Here is a 15,515-nt window from a genome sequence, read left to right as displayed (position 1 = left end):
CGCGGCGCGAAGTCAGTGCAACGTCGGCTTCGCCTCCTGCATCACGTAAGCCTCGGTCGGTGCACGGAGCCAGCGCATGGAGAGCGGCTCGAACACTGTCCAGTGATCGGCTTCGGCCTCGGCGCCGGTCTCGGTCGCGACGCTCAGCGCGATATCGAGCAGCCATGCGAAGGCGCCGTCGCTCATGACCTCGGCGCGATTGATCGACTGCGGCTGCGCATGCGCGCCGACCTCCCGCCATAGCGCGCACATCCCTTCGAACGCCGCCTGGCTGAAGTGAAATACCACTTCGGCGATACCCTCCGGCGGGTCGAACGTGAGTTCGAAGTAGCTCGGGCACGGCGCGCCGCGTGAGATGACCAGCGCGCCTTCAGCGTCGCAGACAAAGCCGAACGCCATGGCACAGTTCACGCTGCCGTTCTGGTCGCGGGCGTACGCATGCAGATCGAACGCCTGCAAGGGAATGCAATGCCAGTTGTCGGGGGCGTCGCCGGGAAGACGAACGTTACGCAGGGTCGCGTAGATGTGTGCATCGAGGCGTGAAACGAAAATGGCTACGCCGCTCTGCTCGCCATCGCCGGTCCACGCGGGCTCGACGATGCGCGAGCCGTCGGGGCGGCAGTGGGAACGAACGACGACCCAGAGGGCGAACGAGGCGGTGTAGTCAGTCGGCATGGGAAAGGGCGGTGAGTGCGGAACGGAATCCTGCTTGAATTCTCCGCGTATCGGCCTATCGGTATGGACTCCGAATCACATGGGTCGATTTATCTTGTTTGAGATAAATATAACCAAACGCAAACTAGCACAAATCCCGTTACACGCGCTTTCTCAAAATTAGATGTTTGATCGCCGTACCGGCTTGTCGTCGTTTGGCCAGCTTTCTGCGCATCTTCGGCGGCTCGGGTACCCTAGCCGCAGTCTCCCCAACGCGCCGGCGCCGTCCTCGCCGCGCCGCGCGGCCTCATCCGCTTTCGCACAAGGAGTGACAGCAATGGAATACGTCAGGTTCGGCCCGACCGGGCTGGAAGTTTCGCGTCTGTGTCTTGGCTGCATGACTTACGGCGTGCCCGAGCGCGGCGCGCATCCGTGGACGCTCGGCGCCGACGCCGCCCGCCCGCTGCTCCTCCAGGCGCTCGACGTCGGCATCAACTTCTTCGACACCGCCAACACCTACTCGGACGGTACCTCGGAAGAGATCGTAGGCCGCGCGCTGCTCGACTTCGTCAAGCGCGAGGACGTGGTGATCGCAACGAAGGTGTACAACCGCATGCGTCCCGGCCCGAACGGCGCGGGCCTGTCGCGCAAGGCGCTCTTCGCCGAGATCGACAACAGCCTGCGGCGCCTTGGCACCGATTACGTCGATCTCTACCAGATCCACCGCTGGGATTACGACACGCCCATCGAGGAAACGCTCGAAGCGCTGCACGACATCGTGAAGGCCGGCAAGGCGCGCTATATCGGCGCCTCGTCGATGCATGCATGGCAGTTCAGCAAGGCGCTCTACACGTCTTACCTGAACGGCTGGACCTCGTTCGTCAGCATGCAGGATCACCTGAACCTGCTCTATCGCGAGGAAGAACGCGAGATGCTGCCGCTGTGCGCCGACCAGGGCGTCGCCGTGATGCCGTGGAGTCCGCTCGCGCGCGGCCGCCTCACGCGCGAGTGGAATGCCACGAGCGCACGCGAGGAAAGCGACGCGTACGGCCACAAGCTGTACGACGCCACGGCCGAGGCCGACCGCGCGATCGTCGAGGCGGTCGGCGCGATCGCGAAGGCGCGCAACGTGTCGCGCGCGCAGGTCGCGCTCGCGTGGATGCTGCAGAAGCAGGAGGTCACCACGCCCATCGTCGGCGCCTCGAAGCCGCATCATCTGGAAGATGCTGTCGCGGCGCTCTCGCTCGAACTCACCGACGAAGAAGTCGATGCGCTCGAAGCGCCGTACGTCCCGCACGCCGTCGCGGGACACGAGTGATCAACCGCCGCCCGCCGCCAGCTCGCGTATCACCCGCGCGAGCGTCGCCATCAGCGCGTCGGCCACGGGCGGGGGCGCCTCCGCATAGCCCAGCAGAAAGCCGTTGTAGCGCGGCATGTCGGGTCCGCCGAGACAATACGCGCTGAGCGGCGACAGGTGCAGGCCGTGCACGCGCGCGGCCGTGCTCACGTCGACGTCGCGCAGCGGCGCGTCGAGGCGCACGCTCAGATGCATGCCGCCCGCGTCCGCGGAGACCGTCATCATGCCTGCGAGATGCCGCCCGATCGCGGCGACGAGTCCATCGCGCCGCTCTTCGTAAAGCTTGCGCATGCGGCGCAGGTGCCGCGCGTAGCGGCCGCTTTCGATGAATTCGGCCAGCGCCATCTGCTCGGCCACGCGCCCCTGGCGTTCGAGCGTGCCGACGGCCGCCGCCACCGCGCCCGTCACGCCAGCCGGCACCACCATGAAGCCGATGCGCAATGCCGGAAACATCGTCTTGCTGAAGGTGCCCAGATAGACCACCGGCGTGTCGTCGGCGAGGCCCTGGATGGAGGGCAGCGGCGGGCCGTCGTGGCGCAGCTCGCTGTCGTAGTCGTCCTCGATGATCCATGCTCCGCACGCGCGCGCGTGCTCGATCAGCGCGAGGCGCCGTTCGAGGCTCAGCACGCTGCCGAGCGGGTACTGGTGCGACGGCGTGAGATAGATGAGCCGCGGCGGCGCTTCGTGCCAGTCCGCCGCGCGCGGGGCCATGCCCGCGGCGTCCACGGGCACCGGCACGAGCTGCAGCCCGCCCGCGAGCAGCGCGGAACGCGCGCCGAGATAGCCGGGGTTCTCGATCCACACGCGTTCGCCATGATCGGCGAACAGGCGCGCGCAGAGATCGAGACTCGACTGCGTGCCGTTGGTGATGAACACCTGCTGCGGCTGGCAGCGCACGCCGCGCGACACGCGCACATACTGCGCAATCGCCTCGCGCAGCGACGGGTGGCCCGCGCTGTCGCCGTAGCCCAGATCGTTCGTGCGTAGCCGCCGCATCGCGCGCTCCAGCGAGGTACGCCATTGCACGAACGGAAATGCGTCAAGCGCAGGCACGCCCGGGCGCAACGCCGTGGCGCCGTCGCGTGTGCCGCGACGCGGCGGCAATTCGAGCACGCGCCGCGCAAGCGTTCGGGAAGCGCCGGCCGTTCGTGCCGCGGGCGGATGCGGCACCGCGCCGCCGCCCGGCGTCACGGCATTGACGAGGGAGCCATGGCGCGTGGCCGTGACGAAACCCTCCTCCACGAGGCGCTCGTAGGCATACAGCACCGAGTTGCGCGCCATGCCCAGTTGCTCGGCCAGCGCGCGGCTCGACGCCAGCCGCGCGCCTTCGACGATGTCGCCGTCTAGAATCGCACGGCGCAGGCTTTCGTAGAGCAGGTCTTGTCGCGTAAGCCTGCGTGCCGCGCGGCGCGCGTAGGCCGCCATCATCAATGCATAGTCCAACGGGTGGCTCCATGAATCGCGGTTACGGTGGGGCTAACAATGGTGCCACAGTTCGCTTACGCTGGGGGCATTGCCCTTCGCGCAATACGAGCCCGTAACGAATACAGGAGAACGAAATTGTCCGCACAGCTTGAAGTCCGCCCCGTCACACCGGCCGATTACGACGCATGGCTCCCGCTCTGGGACGGCTATAACCGCTTCTACGGCCGCTTCGGTCCGACGGCACTGCCCGGGTCGATCACCCGCGCAACGTGGTCGCGCTTCTTCGACGGCCTCGAACCGATGCATGCGCTCGTCGCGCTGCGCGGGCCACGCGTCGTCGGCCTCGTGCATTACATCTTTCACCGCAGCACGACGCTAGACGGTCCGATCTGCTATCTGCAGGATCTCTTCACGGTGGAGGACGAGCGCGGCAAGGGCGTGGGCCGCGCGCTGATCGAGGCCGTCTATACGGCTGCCAAGGCCGCGAATTCGCCGCGCGTCTACTGGCACACGCACGAAACGAACCATACGGCCATGCGTCTCTACGACAACGTGGCCGACAAGCCCGGCTTCGTCATGTACCGCAAGGACGTGTGACCGATACGGCGCACGCGCGGGCCTCTTCGATATCGAATCCGGCCTTAGTCGAGGTCGGCAACGAGCGAGGCGCGCGTGTCGCCGTCTATGGTCTGCGTCGGCACACGATAGTTAGGGTGGTCGCAGCCGATCATGAGCGCCGCGCCCTCGCGCAAGCGCGCCTTCATCGCCGGCGTGAGTTCGAAGCGCACGAAGTGCACGGCCGAAGTCTTTTCGGCGTTGTCGCGTTCGAGGTCTTCGTCGGCAATCGCGTAGACGGGCGCCTCGCCTTCCACCTGCAGAAACACGCGGTCCTCGATGCCGATCAGCCGCCCCAGCGCGGCACGCCGCTCGATCTCGCTCGCGTACTCGATCTGCAGGGTCGCCTTCAGGTTGCTGCCGTCGGGCACGAGCGGCAGATAGGCATTCAGTTCGCCCTGAATGCCCGCTTCGTCGAAGATCTTCTCGATGTGGAGCATCTCCTGGATCTGGTAGCGGATCGTGTCCTCGTCCTCGAACAGGAACGTGAGGTGATTGCCGAGCGCGACGGCACGCCGCTTCTTGTGTTCGATGATGCGCTCGCGCATGTCTTTGCGCGCCTTGGCGTAAGCCTCCAGGGTCAGCAGCGAGTTTCTCGCGATAGTCATCGTCCGTGCCTCTTGCAATGCAGTGAATGGGGAAGCCGCGCGCGGGCCTCAAATGCCATAGGCGCGCCGCAGCAGCGTGAGCGGGTGCGCGAGCGGCGGATCGCCAAGCTGGTTCTCGCTAATGCCCTGCGCGATGTGATGGCCCGCCAGCGCGCAATCCGACGAAATGAAGTTCGGCTCGCCGTTCGCCATCTGCTTGAATACCGGCGTGCCGATCTTCATCGCCATCGCGTGAAATTCCTTCTTTACGCCGAACGTGCCCGCGTGGCCCGAGCAACGCTCGACCACGTTGACCTTCGTTTCCGGCACCAGAGAAAGCAGGTCGGAGGTCTTGCGCCCGATGTTCTGCACGCGCGCATGGCAGGGCACGTGATACGAAACGTTGCCTAGCGGCGTGCGGAAATCGGTCTTCAGCAGGCCGTCGCGATGGCGCGAGACGAAGTATTCGAACGGATCCCAGAACGCCACGCTCACGGCGCGCGTATCGGGGTCGCCGGGGAACATGAGCGGAAGCTCGTGTTTGTACATCAGCACGCAACTCGGCACCGCGCCCAGCAGCGCATAGCCTTCGCGCGCGTATTGCGCGAGCACCGGCATGTTCTGCGCCTGCTTCTGCGCCACGCCGTCCAGATTGCCCTGTTCGAGGAGCGGCATGCCGCAACAGGCCTCGCTCTTCACGAGCACCCAGGGAATCGCGTTGTGATCGAGCACGGCCAGCAGATCGTGACCGATGCCGGGCTCGTTGAAGTTCACGTAGCACGTGGCGTAGATCGCCACCTTGCCCGGCGTACGCTCGCCGTCGCGCACCTCGCCGGCGCTTGCCCGCTTTGCCGCGCTGCGGAACTTGCGGGTGGCGAAATCGGGCAGCCAGGCCTTGCGGTCCACGCCCAACGCGTCTTCCATGAGGGCGCGCATCGGCCTCGTGTGGTTCACGGCATTGACGGTCTGCGTCACGACCGGAATGCCCGCGAGATGGCCCAGTGCGTCCGTATTCGAGAGCACGCGGTCGCGCAGCTTCACCTCGCTCGTGCGGTATTCGATGGCCTTCGCGCGCAGCATCAGATGCGGGAAGTCTACGTTCCACGGATGCGGCGGCACGTAGGGACACTTCGTCATGTAACAGAGATCGCAGAGGTAGCACTGGTCGACGACCTGGCCGTATTGGGCCTTGTCGACCTCGTGGGCTTCTCCGGTGTCGGTCTCGTCGACGAGATCGAACAGCGCGGGAAACGCGCCGCACAACGAAACGCAGCGCCGGCAGCCGGCGCAGATGTCGAACACGCGCGCCAGCTCGTCGTCCAGCTTTTCCTTGTCGTAGAACGCTTCGGACTGCCAGTCGAGCGGATGCCGCGTCGGCGCTTCGAGACTGCCTTCCTTGTGGGGCATGACGTCTCCCGTTCTGATTTTTATGAGGGCGCGAGCGCGGCCGCGCGGCTATGCGCTCGCTGCACGCCGGATGCGCACCCGGCGTGCATCGTAGAACGCCTGCGACGGGACCGCACGCGCACGCACGCCGTGCCCGTGCGGCCGCCGCCGCATGACTGACGCGATCAGTCCACCAACGCTTCCAGCGCCTTCGAATAGCGGTTGGCGTGGCTACGCTCCGCCTTCGCGAGCGTCTCGAACCAGTTCGCGATTTCGTCGAAGCCTTCGTCGCGCGCGACCTTCGCCATGCCGGGATACATGTCGGTGTATTCGTGCGTTTCGCCTGCAACCGCCGCCGCGAGGTTTTGCCGCGACGTGCCGAACGGCAGACCCGTGGCCGGATCGCCGACCGCTTCCAGATATTCGAGGTGGCCATGCGCGTGGCCGGTTTCGCCTTCGGCAGTCGAGCGGAACAGGGCGGCTACGTCGTTCTGGCCTTCGACGTCGGCCTTCGCCGCGAAGTAGAGATAACGGCGATTGGCTTGCGATTCGCCTGCGAAAGCATCCTTGAGGTTTTGTTCCGTCTTCGAGCCTTTTAGCTGTGACATCTGTACCTCCATCCATCAGCGTGATATGTGGGGACGCTGCACGGCCCGCAAACGTACGTTCGTGCGATGCAGCAGGAGAGCGGAGCGGGCGCGCCGCATCTATCAATCTAGGAGGTGGCGGTTGCCTTCCCAATTGTCATTTTCAATCCCGCCGATAGCCGCGCCGAAAGGCGCCAGCGCAAATACCGTGCCGGTTCCATATCAGCCCGCGCGCAAAAGACGCAGCCGGCATGGGTATTGCCCTCTTGCCATCGCGCGCGTGCGTTCTAAAGTAGTTAATTGCCTCTCCCCTCCCTACACGCTCTCCCGGAGCTCACATGCGACTTACGATCCTGATCAACGGTTCCGACCCGACCGTCAATCATGACTACGCCGTCCTCTGGCTCGACACCGACCAGCACCGCTGGTCGCGTGAATCGCACGACGGCATCGATTTGCCCGAATGGGGCGAGTTGCGCGACACCGACGGCGTCACGTCGCTCTGCGCGCCGCTCGACACTTCGCCGCTCTGCACACTGCGTGGCCTCTACGTGAATCGCCGCCAGGAAATCAGTTCGGCGCACGGCGACGCCACCTGGTCGTGCGAAACAACGCATTCGCCCATGGAAGGTCAATGGCGGCTGCAGGCGGTGGACCGCCAGACCATACGCGCCGAACACGCCCTGTTCGCGGGCTGAGCGCGGGCCAGGGCGCATCGCGCCCCCCCACCCCTCATTCCGCTTCGGTTTCTCCCGGAATCGCTTTCTTCCGAATATCGTTCGATTGCCCACGGCGCGGTTAACGCCGCGCCGTGGCGCGTCTCGCGCGTTCGATATGCTGCGCCGCAACGGCGCGGATAGTCGCGCACGCACACCGCCGCTATACTTTCAGCCCGCCTGCACCGGCGCCCGATCGTTTTATCGATGAAGAAGCTGTTTGCCTGCCTCCTGATGGCCTTGGCGAGCCATGCGTTCGCCGCGCCGGACTGTTCCGCCCTCGTCCCCGACGGCCAGTTCCCGACTCTCACGAATCCGCGCATGGCGCCGAAAACGCGCATGCTCTGCTACTTGGATTTCGTGGTGCTGCACTCGGGTATCACACACGGTCCGCTCTGGTCCGCCGAACACCTCACGCGCGATCATCTGGAAGCCGCCAGGGACATGACGCGCACCAACCGTTTTTTCGAAGACGACCGGCTGCCGGAGGGCGAAGGTGCGACGCTTGCCGATTACCGGCGCAGCGGGTTCGACCGCGGGCATATGAGCCCGGCCGGCAACCGCTGGAATCCGCAAGCGATGGCGGAGTCGTTCTCGCTGGCGAACGTGGTGCCGCAGAACCGGGTGAATAACCAGCACCTGTGGGCGCACATCGAAACGGGCGTGCGGCGCCTTGCCGAGAAATATGGCGAGGCTTATGTCGTGACGGGACCGCTTTTCGCGGGTGCGCAGTTGCAAACGATCGGAGCGACGCGTGTGCTCGTGCCCACGCAGGTCTTCAAGGTGGTGTACGTGCCGTCGCAACGGCTGGCGTTCGCCATCGTCGCGGACAATACGAGCGCTGACCATTACGAGGTGCAGTCGGTCCGCTCGCTGGAGCAGCAAAGCGGGATACGATTCCCCGGCATTCCGGAAGACGCCGGCGGAGAGACGAAGGTGTCGTTCAACGGTCGCACGTTCGTCGTGCGCAGGTGGTTTTGGTGAGTGCTGCGCAGATCAGATATTTGCAGGCTGGGTCAAGGCTGTTGCTACGGGAAGGTACTGCCTCAGAATAGCAATGAGCGCCTGCGCTTCCGCTCTCGATATGGGAGGAAAAGGCGAGATGCAGGACGTGTTGTTACGTCTACCGTGCGCCTTGGAAACCAGTGCGAATTCCGCATTACTCATCTTCAGATCCGCGCAGACGCGCTGGATCGCCGCATTGCGGCCCGCATCCTTGATGCGCACTTCATAGAACTCCAGAATGGCCTGAACCATCTGAAACAAGCCTTCATATGCCGCAAAAAAAGCAGGCAGATAAATTTCCCGGGTATCCACAAGCTGTTGCGCCGCTTCGAGAAATTCCGCAGCGTTGCCGAGATTGGGCTGAACGGCGCCTGGCATCGCAGGTTGTGCCACGAACACGTTACGTTTGATCAGATTTTCATACTCAGGTGGCCGGTTCATTCGGAAGTATCTGAAGCTTGGGTCCTTGATCGATCGAAGCCACGATGCTATCCCCCGCTTTCAATCGGATCCATTCTGCCGAATGGTAGAGCGACATATGGATCGGTCGGCGCAATTCGGCCTCCAGCTTCAGCATGGCATCCGATAGTTCGAGAATGGGAGCATCCCCGACAACCATCAGATCGATGTCGCTCAGATAGCTGTCACTTCCCTTTGCGACGGATCCAAATATGAATGCCTCGTCGATTTGCGAGGCAAATGGTGCAAGTGCTGTCCGAAACGGCTCGGTTACCCCAAAGGACTTGAGCACGATAGATCGAAGTTCCGGATACAAGGCGAACGACGTATTTGCCCGGATCTGGCGCTGACGGCCGATGCGCTCGTCCTCGACAAGCACGCCAGCATCGAGCAAACATTGTATCTGCCGCTGAACGTTGCCGCGCCCCGTCGGAGATGCCTCGAGGAGTTCGGTCAGCTTGAAGACACGGTCCGGGGCGTTGAATGCGAGCGCCAGGACACCCTGCATTCCGGCAGGAAAGAGAAAGTCGGCAATGCTCATAGGAGGATGCCCTTGGGGATACCTCTGTACCCGTAAGGGGCGCATCGGCGGTTGGCGGCACTTGCCCACCGATTCTATACCCAAACTGGGTACTTAAATACCCAGTTTGGGTATCAAGCGAAGCAAGGCAGTCGTGTGCAGCTTCTTTTCTATAATGCGGACCGCCATCGCAACGCTGACGGCTCAAGGAGGATGAGGTGTTCGACGCATACGCAAACGACGACGATGTCCTGAACGTAGAGGGCGACGCGCTCACGGTCACGAACGGCACGACGCGGGTGATCCTGGCGGGCACGCTCGAATTCACGCGCGACAGGCGCGGCCTCGCGGCCGCACTCGCGCTCAAGGCGGCGCTGGACGACGTCGTGCGCAAACTCCAGGCCGATCCGCATCTGCCCGCGAAGATCGCCGACGACCCGGACCAGAAGCCCGGCCTGGTCGACAATCCGTTTCGCTAAGCACGCGCGCCGCCATCTAGAACGGCTTCCCTTCGCTCGCACTCCACGCACGCGCCATCAGCGTATTGGACGGCAAGGTCTCGTCCAGCAGCTTCTTCGCGCTCAGCGCACCCGCGATCGGCAGGCCCGTTGGGTCGATCGCGCCGATCTGCGCCAGCACCGAAGCCTGATCCCAGTAGATGTGCTCGTTATAGAGCTTGTTGCCGCGAAAGCAGATCACCGCGAGCATCGGCACTTCGAAGTATTTGCCCGTGGGCGCGAGGCCCGGCAGCAGCCAGTCGATCTCGCGGTCGTGCGTGCAGGAGAAGATGAACTCGTCCACCACGCGATCCGGGCCGATCGTGCGCGAGATCGGGATGAGGCGCGTATCCGCGGGATTGGCGTTGACGAAATGATGTGTGTAGAAACGCTTCAGCTCGTCGCGGCCCACACCGCCCGTCATGGTCGGAACGTGGTTCACATAGGGTTCGGCGACCATCGTCGGCATGACGTCGTCCGGCTTGCGCGTCACGAACTCGTGATAACAGTGCGCCTCCCAGAGCGCATTGAAATCGTAGATCGGGCCGAGCACGCGGCGCAGCATCGCCAGCGAGCGCGAGTACGCCATCATCGCGGCCGGCTTGTCGTAATTCGGCCGCGAAGGCGAGGCGAACGCATGGTTGCAGCCCTCGTACGTGTAGAGCTCCACGCCGGGCCTGCCCGCGAGCGCCCGCGCGATCTGCTCGCGACTGGCGGCGTCGCAATAGGTGTCGAGCGCCGCGAAATGAAGCATCAGCGGACAGCCCATGCGTGCCGCTTCGTCGAGGTGCTGTTCGATACCCACCGGGTAGTAGCCGATGGCGCAGTCGGCATCGGTGCGCGCCGCCGCGAGAAACGCGATCCGGCCGCCCAGGCAATAGCCAAGCACGCCGGCCTTGCCGCGGTGTGCGGGATGCGCGCGCAGCGCGTCGAGCGTTGCCGCGACGTCCTGCACGGCGAGATCGTCGTCAAAGCGCTCCAGCAACGCAAACGCCTTCGCGCGGTCCTCGCCCTCGTAGCCCAGATCGAGATTGGGTTCGAGCCGCCAGTACAGATCCGGCACCATCACGACGTAGCCTTCTTCCGCGTAACGGTCGGCCATGTCGCGCAGGTACGCGTTCACGCCGAATATCTCCTGCAGCAGCACGAGGCCCGGACCGCTGCCTTCCGGAGGCAGCGCCGTATAGGCGCGGAATGCTCCGCCGTCGCGCGACGTCACCTGGGTCCACTGTCCTTTCATGAGATGTCTCCTTCCGGTCGAGCCGATGGGTTGATCGTAGCCGCGAGCGGCGGCAGCGGCACGGTTCCGCGTATCCATGCATGGTTCGCAAGCGCCGCCATTTCGCGGTCGCCGCGGCTGTCGCCGTAAGCGTACAACGTGGCCGGCGCGCGATCGCCCCACCAGGCGCGCAGCCGCGCGACCTTTTCCGGGCCCCAGCAGTTACGTCCCGCCAGCCGTCCCGTGTACACGTCGTCGCGCCATTCCAGCTCGCTCGCCAGCACCGTTCCGATGCCTACCGTCGCCGCCCACTTGCGCAGATACAGCGATGGCGAGGCGCTCACCAGCACCACCTCGTGGCCCAGCGCCTGATGCTCGCGCACGCGCGCGACCATCTCGGGGCGCACCAGCGCGGGCAGCCCTTGCTCGACGAAGCGCTGCGCGGCCGCATCGAGCACCTCGCGTCGCACGGGACCCACGGCGGCGTACAGAAAGCGAGCCTTGGTAGGGCCCCGCCCGGACCACCCCGGCGCGATGCCCGCTAGCCACGGCAGACAACGCAGCACGGCGAACGCGAAACGCGCCGGACTCGCGGTTTGAAGCAGGAAAGCTCGAAAGCTGTCCGAAGTAGTGATGGTGCCATCGAAATCGAAGGCGGCAACGACGCGGTCGGTCATGAAACGAAACGGTGAAACAGTGAGGGGAAGGGAAGAGCGCCGCAGTGTTGCCTGGCGGAACCGGCCCTCATTGTGCGGGTTAATGAGAAAAAGCGGGGAAAACACGGCAAACGAACCGGCCGCCGCGGCTGTTATATTGATCGATTAAATCAATATGTATTCACGTTGAGCGTCATTGACCGCCAACTACCGCTTACTCCGCGGCCAAGGCAAGCCGCGCCGCATCCGCGATCTCGATCTGGCCGTAGCGCAGCACCACCAGGCCGGCGCGCTCGAACTGTCGCAGGATCTGGTTCACGGTCTGCCGCGAAAGCGCCAGCATCAGCGCCAGATCTTCCTGCGGCACGCTCACCACACGGTGTTCGCCCCCTCCGCCGGGTTCCTCGCCGTAGCTGCGGGCCAGCACCAGCAACCGGCGCGCCACGCGCGCGGCGGCGGGCAGTAGCGCCGCCTCCTCGATCGCGTCGAAGGCGAGGCGCAGCTTTTGCGTCAGGAGCAGGCCGAATGCGTGCCACCAGGCCGGCGTGGCGTCGAGCAGCGCCGCCAGCGGCGCGCGCGGCACGTGAAAGAGCGTGGAGTCGCGCTCCGCATAGGCGTCGTGCGTGCGCGGGCCGCCATCGAACAGCGTGATCTCGCCGAACCAGCTCGTGGGCCCGACCACCGCCAGCAGCGCCTCGCGGCCGCCCATGCTGGCCGCCCCCACGCGCACCGCCCCTTCCAGCACGCAGTAGACGCCGTCGTCGGGGTCGCCACGCATGAAGAGGCGTTCGCCCGCGCGGACCGTGCGCACGCGGCCGGCGGCGCGCAACGCGGCCCGCAGCGCGTCGGGCAGGCCGCGGAACCATGCGCTGCGTTCGAGCGCCGCCGCGATGGCCGGTAGCGCGGGATCGTCGTGGGGGGAGTGAGGCCGGTCGGAACGCACGGGTGACGTCGAAGCGAAATCGGTGTGGAGATTGTCGGGCAGGCGAAGGTCTTGTACACGAGTACCCGACGATCATAATGATTTTGGAGATTGAGGGGCATCCATGAGAAACCTGACCGATCAGTTGACCCAGTACGCGGCCTATCATCGCGACGCTCGCAATATCGCCACGCACTTCGTCGGCATCCCGCTGATCGTGCTGGCACTCGCGGTGCTGCTCGCGCGCCCGGCGCTGACGGCCGGCGCGCTGCCTTTTCCCCTGCCTTTTCCTCTCTCGCCGGCATGGCTCCTGTTCGGCGGCGCGACGGTGTACTACCTCGTGCTCGATGTGCCGCTCGGGCTGATGATGGCCGTCATCTCCGCGGCCTGCGTCGCGTTCGGCGCCTGGCTTGCGGCGCAGTCCACCGCCGTGTGGTTAGGCAGCGGCATCGCGCTGTTCGTGGTGGGCTGGGTGTTCCAGTTCGTCGGCCACGCGGCCTACGAGCATCGCAAGCCCGCCTTCGTCGACGACGTGATCGGCCTTATTGTCGGGCCGCTGTTCGTGCTCGCCGAGGCGCTGTTCGGCCTCGGATGGCGGCCCGCGCTACGCGCGGCGATCGAAGCGAAGGCGGGGCCCGCGCGCTAGCGCGACAACCGCACGAGCCGCGCGCCGTGCACCGCCGTCAGGCCCACCGCGAGCCAGATCGGCACATAAGTCGCCAGTTCCCGCGCGCCCAGGTGCTCGCCAAGCAGCGTCACCGAAACGATCACGAGCAACACCGGTTCGACATACCCGAGGATGCCGAAGAGCGCCATGGGCAGCAGGCGGCTCGCCTTGAGATAGGACGCGAGCGCCACGGTGCTGAGCGCGCCCAGCCCCGGCAGCAGCACGAATTCGAGGAAGGGGCGGGCATCGAGCAGCGCCGTCGAGCCGCCCGCCCAAGCCTCGAAGACGGCGACCGGCGTCAGCAGGACCATTTCGACGGCGAAGGTCGCGAGCGAGTCCGCGTGGATCCTGCGGCGCAGCACGAAATACGGCGGATAGCCAAACGCGACCAGCAGCGTGGGCCACGAGAAGGCATGCGTGGCCCAGAGCTCATGAGCCACGCCCACCGCCGCGCACGCCACGGCGAGCCATTGCAGGCCGTCGAGCCGTTCGTGATAGTAGAAACGCCCCATCAGCACCATGATGAGCGGCAGCAGGAAATAGCCCAGCGAGACATCCAGCATGCGCCCGTGCAGCGGCGCCCACAGGAACAGCCAGAGTTGCAGGCCGAGCAGCGCGGCGCTTACCGCAAGCGCGAGCGCCGTGCGCGGCTCCTTCGCCATACGCACGACGAGCGCGCGCAACTGCGGCCACCGGCCGCGCAGCAGCAGCAGCGCCAGCGCGCCCGGCATGGTCCAGATAACGCGCCACGCGAAAATATCGAGGCCGGAGAGCGGCGCGAGCAGCAGCGTATAGGCCGACATCAGCGCGAACAGGGCCGAGGCCGCCACGGCAAGCGCGATCCCGCGCCGAGGCTCGTAATGGTTCATCGGCGGGCTGCGTGCGGGTGGCGGCGCACGGATAAAGGCATTGTCATTGGAATCGTGTAATGAAACAGGCAGCGGCCGGTAGGTGCGGCCGCGAGCCGGCATTTTAGTCGCCCGGCGCGCCGGCCGTGATGGGCGGCACGCCAGGCACGCGCGATGCTGCCTGCCGTAACCGCCGCCAGCAAGCGATCAAACACGATCAAGCGCGATTTAGTCCGTGCAGATCGCGCCGGCATGGACTAGAACAGAAAGTCTGGCTACGGAACCGCCCTTCCGTGCGAGCCGCCTTCGCCCCGACCTTCGCGAGGTGCGCGCCGCCGGCCGCCGTCCAACGCACCAGGAGCCCGCATGCCCCGTCCTGCGCACCGCCCCGCCGCAGCCCGCCCCGCCGTCGCTTCCCCTGCCGTCGCCGCCTTCGCCGCCGAGGTCCGTGCCGGCCTCACGCACGCGCCGCAGAAGGAACTGCCGTCGAAGTATCTGTATGACGAAGTGGGATCGGCGCTGTTCGAAGTGATCACCGTGCTGCCCGAGTACGGCGTGACCCGCGCCGAAGAGCGCCTGCTCACGCGCTACGCGGGCGAAATTGTCGACGCCCTGCCCGCCGACGTCACCGTTGCCGAACTCGGCAGCGGCAGCGGCCGCAAGACGCGCCGCATCCTCGAAGCGCTGTGCCGCAAGCGGCCCACCTCGTACTGCCCGATCGAGATTTCGCGCACCGCCTTGCAGTTGTGCCGCCGCGAGCTGGCCGATATCGAGCGCATTTCCATCGTCGGCTACGAGCGCGACTATCTGGCCGGCCTCGCCGAAGTCAGCCGCCGGCGCGCGCCCGGCGAGCAGCTTTTCGTGCTCTTTCTCGGCAGCACGATCGGCAATTTCGCGCGCCTCGCGGCCACGCGCTTTCTGCGCGACATCCGTGCGATGCTCAAGCCCGGCGACACGCTGCTGCTCGGCACCGACCTCGTGAAGCCCGTGGAGACGCTGGTGGCCGCCTACGACGACGCTATCGGCGCGACGGCCGCCTTCAACCTGAACCTGCTCGCGCGCATCAACCGCGAGCTCGACGGCAACTTCGACCTCGCCGCCTTCGAACATGTCGCGCGCTTCAACCCCGACGCACGCAGCATCGAAATGCATCTGCGCGCGAGGCGCCGCGTGGAGGCTCACGTGGGCGCGGCACACCTTTCGGTCGCGCTGGAGGCGGGAGAGACGATCTGGACCGAGAGCAGCCACAAGTATTACGCCGACGAAATCCCCGCGATCGCCGCCGACGCGGGGTTCAGCTGCGCGCGTCAATGGGTCGAAAAGGAGTGGGGATTCGCGGAGAGTCTGCTTGCGGTGAAATAACGCCGAATCGACGTCGAGGCGTTGCCCTCGCCG

The 15,515-nt window shown here is 65.5% G+C and carries 18 protein-coding genes; 7 read left to right on the top strand and 11 right to left on the bottom strand.

What is annotated here, in order from left to right; genetic code table 11:
* Positions 1–12: 12 nt before the first annotated feature.
* Positions 13–675, bottom strand: a complete 663-nt coding sequence (locus WJ542_RS24145) for a hypothetical protein (protein WP_411191994.1) — start codon at positions 673–675, stop codon at positions 13–15.
* 316 nt (positions 676–991) lie between these two features.
* Here WJ542_RS24145 and WJ542_RS24140 point away from each other — a divergent pair, with 316 nt between their 5' ends.
* A complete protein-coding gene (locus tag WJ542_RS24140; RefSeq protein ID WP_411191993.1) occupies positions 992–1,972 on the top strand; it encodes an aldo/keto reductase in 981 nt (326 codons plus the stop codon).
* Here the strand turns inward: WJ542_RS24140 and pdxR are convergent, their stop codons facing one another.
* Positions 1,973–3,454: a MocR-like pyridoxine biosynthesis transcription factor PdxR gene (pdxR, locus tag WJ542_RS24135; protein WP_411191992.1), complete on the bottom strand. Its 1,482-nt coding sequence runs from the start codon at positions 3,452–3,454 to the stop codon at positions 1,973–1,975. It lies immediately after the preceding gene.
* Between the two features lie 117 nt (positions 3,455–3,571).
* Between pdxR and WJ542_RS24130 the strand changes: the two genes are divergently transcribed.
* Entirely contained in the window at positions 3,572–4,033 is a 462-nt protein-coding gene (locus tag WJ542_RS24130) for a GNAT family N-acetyltransferase (RefSeq protein ID WP_411191991.1), read from the top strand.
* Positions 4,034–4,077: 44 nt separating this feature from the next.
* On the opposite strand, the gene WJ542_RS24125 is transcribed toward WJ542_RS24130, so the two are convergent.
* The 3 genes from WJ542_RS24125 to WJ542_RS24115 all read right to left on the bottom strand — a co-directional run bounded on the left by WJ542_RS24125 (position 4,078) and on the right by WJ542_RS24115 (position 6,632).
* Entirely contained in the window at positions 4,078–4,659 is a 582-nt protein-coding gene (locus tag WJ542_RS24125; RefSeq protein ID WP_411191990.1) for a DUF3501 family protein, read from the bottom strand.
* Positions 4,660–4,707: 48 nt separating this feature from the next.
* Entirely contained in the window at positions 4,708–6,045 is a 1,338-nt protein-coding gene (locus WJ542_RS24120) for a heterodisulfide reductase-related iron-sulfur binding cluster (protein ID WP_411191989.1), read from the bottom strand.
* 164 nt (positions 6,046–6,209) lie between these two features.
* Positions 6,210–6,632, bottom strand: a complete 423-nt coding sequence (locus WJ542_RS24115; RefSeq protein WP_411191988.1) for a rubrerythrin family protein — start codon at positions 6,630–6,632, stop codon at positions 6,210–6,212.
* A gap of 317 nt (positions 6,633–6,949) precedes the next feature.
* Between WJ542_RS24115 and WJ542_RS24110 the strand changes: the two genes are divergently transcribed.
* A complete protein-coding gene (locus WJ542_RS24110) occupies positions 6,950–7,309 on the top strand; it encodes a DUF3564 domain-containing protein (protein ID WP_411191987.1) in 360 nt (119 codons plus the stop codon).
* 225 nt (positions 7,310–7,534) lie between these two features.
* Positions 7,535–8,311: a DNA/RNA non-specific endonuclease gene (locus tag WJ542_RS24105; protein WP_411191986.1), complete on the top strand. Its 777-nt coding sequence runs from the start codon at positions 7,535–7,537 to the stop codon at positions 8,309–8,311.
* Positions 8,312–8,323: 12 nt separating this feature from the next.
* Here the strand turns inward: WJ542_RS24105 and WJ542_RS24100 are convergent, their stop codons facing one another.
* Positions 8,324–8,773 (bottom strand): hypothetical protein, encoded by a 450-nt coding sequence (locus WJ542_RS24100; protein WP_411191985.1) that lies wholly within the window; start codon positions 8,771–8,773, stop codon positions 8,324–8,326.
* Positions 8,757–9,332 carry a nucleotidyltransferase domain-containing protein gene (locus WJ542_RS24095; RefSeq protein ID WP_411191984.1) on the bottom strand — a complete coding sequence of 192 codons (576 nt, stop codon included), beginning with the start codon at positions 9,330–9,332 and terminating at the stop codon, positions 8,757–8,759. The genes WJ542_RS24100 and WJ542_RS24095 overlap by 17 nt, the downstream gene beginning before the upstream one ends.
* A 197-nt stretch (positions 9,333–9,529) precedes the next feature.
* Here WJ542_RS24095 and WJ542_RS24090 point away from each other — a divergent pair, with 197 nt between their 5' ends.
* Positions 9,530–9,790, top strand: coding sequence for a hypothetical protein (locus tag WJ542_RS24090; RefSeq protein WP_411191983.1), 261 nt, complete (start codon positions 9,530–9,532; stop codon positions 9,788–9,790).
* A 16-nt stretch (positions 9,791–9,806) separates the two neighbouring features.
* Here the strand turns inward: WJ542_RS24090 and WJ542_RS24085 are convergent, their stop codons facing one another.
* The 3 genes from WJ542_RS24085 to WJ542_RS24075 all read right to left on the bottom strand — a co-directional run bounded on the left by WJ542_RS24085 (position 9,807) and on the right by WJ542_RS24075 (position 12,626).
* Positions 9,807–11,048 carry a dienelactone hydrolase family protein gene (locus WJ542_RS24085; RefSeq protein WP_411191982.1) on the bottom strand — a complete coding sequence of 414 codons (1,242 nt, stop codon included), beginning with the start codon at positions 11,046–11,048 and terminating at the stop codon, positions 9,807–9,809.
* On the bottom strand, positions 11,045–11,704 hold the full coding sequence (locus tag WJ542_RS24080) for an HAD family hydrolase (protein ID WP_411191981.1): 660 nt from the start codon (positions 11,702–11,704) through the stop codon (positions 11,045–11,047). The genes WJ542_RS24085 and WJ542_RS24080 overlap by 4 nt, the downstream gene beginning before the upstream one ends.
* A 193-nt stretch (positions 11,705–11,897) precedes the next feature.
* Positions 11,898–12,626, bottom strand: coding sequence for a Crp/Fnr family transcriptional regulator (locus tag WJ542_RS24075; RefSeq protein ID WP_411191980.1), 729 nt, complete (start codon positions 12,624–12,626; stop codon positions 11,898–11,900).
* Between the two features lie 103 nt (positions 12,627–12,729).
* Between WJ542_RS24075 and WJ542_RS24070 the strand changes: the two genes are divergently transcribed.
* The gene (locus WJ542_RS24070) at positions 12,730–13,251 is read left to right on the top strand and encodes an Mpo1 family 2-hydroxy fatty acid dioxygenase (RefSeq protein WP_411191979.1); all 522 of its coding nucleotides are present in this window, start codon (positions 12,730–12,732) and stop codon (positions 13,249–13,251) included.
* On the opposite strand, the gene rarD is transcribed toward WJ542_RS24070, so the two are convergent.
* Entirely contained in the window at positions 13,248–14,141 is an 894-nt protein-coding gene (rarD, locus tag WJ542_RS24065; protein ID WP_411191978.1) for an EamA family transporter RarD, read from the bottom strand. The two genes, WJ542_RS24070 and rarD, sit on opposite strands and share 4 nt — an antisense overlap.
* A 345-nt stretch (positions 14,142–14,486) precedes the next feature.
* Between rarD and egtD the strand changes: the two genes are divergently transcribed.
* Positions 14,487–15,482: an L-histidine N(alpha)-methyltransferase gene (gene egtD / locus WJ542_RS24060; protein ID WP_411191977.1), complete on the top strand. Its 996-nt coding sequence runs from the start codon at positions 14,487–14,489 to the stop codon at positions 15,480–15,482.
* Positions 15,483–15,515 lie beyond the last annotated feature (33 nt).

The organism is Paraburkholderia yinzeri (genome assembly GCF_046581065.1).
In the GTDB taxonomy this organism is placed as follows: Bacteria; Pseudomonadota; Gammaproteobacteria; order Burkholderiales; family Burkholderiaceae; genus Paraburkholderia.
This window is presented reverse-complemented; position numbering and strand designations above follow the sequence as displayed.

Excerpts from the sequence above, each read along its gene's own strand:
- WJ542_RS24145 (WP_411191994.1), bottom strand. The coding sequence starts at position 675 with ATGCCGACTGACTACACCGCCTCGTTCGCCCTCTGGGTCGTCGTTCGT.
- WJ542_RS24140 (WP_411191993.1), top strand. The coding sequence starts at position 992 with ATGGAATACGTCAGGTTCGGCCCGACCGGGCTGGAAGTTTCGCGTCTG.
- WJ542_RS24125 (WP_411191990.1), bottom strand. The coding sequence starts at position 4,659 with ATGACTATCGCGAGAAACTCGCTGCTGACCCTGGAGGCTTACGCCAAG.
- WJ542_RS24120 (WP_411191989.1), bottom strand. The coding sequence starts at position 6,045 with ATGCCCCACAAGGAAGGCAGTCTCGAAGCGCCGACGCGGCATCCGCTC.
- WJ542_RS24115 (WP_411191988.1), bottom strand. The coding sequence starts at position 6,632 with ATGTCACAGCTAAAAGGCTCGAAGACGGAACAAAACCTCAAGGATGCT.
- WJ542_RS24110 (WP_411191987.1), top strand. The coding sequence starts at position 6,950 with ATGCGACTTACGATCCTGATCAACGGTTCCGACCCGACCGTCAATCAT.
- WJ542_RS24105 (WP_411191986.1), top strand. The coding sequence starts at position 7,535 with ATGAAGAAGCTGTTTGCCTGCCTCCTGATGGCCTTGGCGAGCCATGCG.
- WJ542_RS24100 (WP_411191985.1), bottom strand. The coding sequence starts at position 8,773 with ATGAACCGGCCACCTGAGTATGAAAATCTGATCAAACGTAACGTGTTC.
- WJ542_RS24095 (WP_411191984.1), bottom strand. The coding sequence starts at position 9,332 with ATGAGCATTGCCGACTTTCTCTTTCCTGCCGGAATGCAGGGTGTCCTG.
- WJ542_RS24085 (WP_411191982.1), bottom strand. The coding sequence starts at position 11,048 with ATGAAAGGACAGTGGACCCAGGTGACGTCGCGCGACGGCGGAGCATTC.
- WJ542_RS24080 (WP_411191981.1), bottom strand. The coding sequence starts at position 11,704 with ATGACCGACCGCGTCGTTGCCGCCTTCGATTTCGATGGCACCATCACT.
- WJ542_RS24070 (WP_411191979.1), top strand. The coding sequence starts at position 12,730 with ATGAGAAACCTGACCGATCAGTTGACCCAGTACGCGGCCTATCATCGC.
- rarD (WP_411191978.1), bottom strand. The coding sequence starts at position 14,141 with ATGAACCATTACGAGCCTCGGCGCGGGATCGCGCTTGCCGTGGCGGCC.
- egtD (WP_411191977.1), top strand. The coding sequence starts at position 14,487 with ATGCCCCGTCCTGCGCACCGCCCCGCCGCAGCCCGCCCCGCCGTCGCT.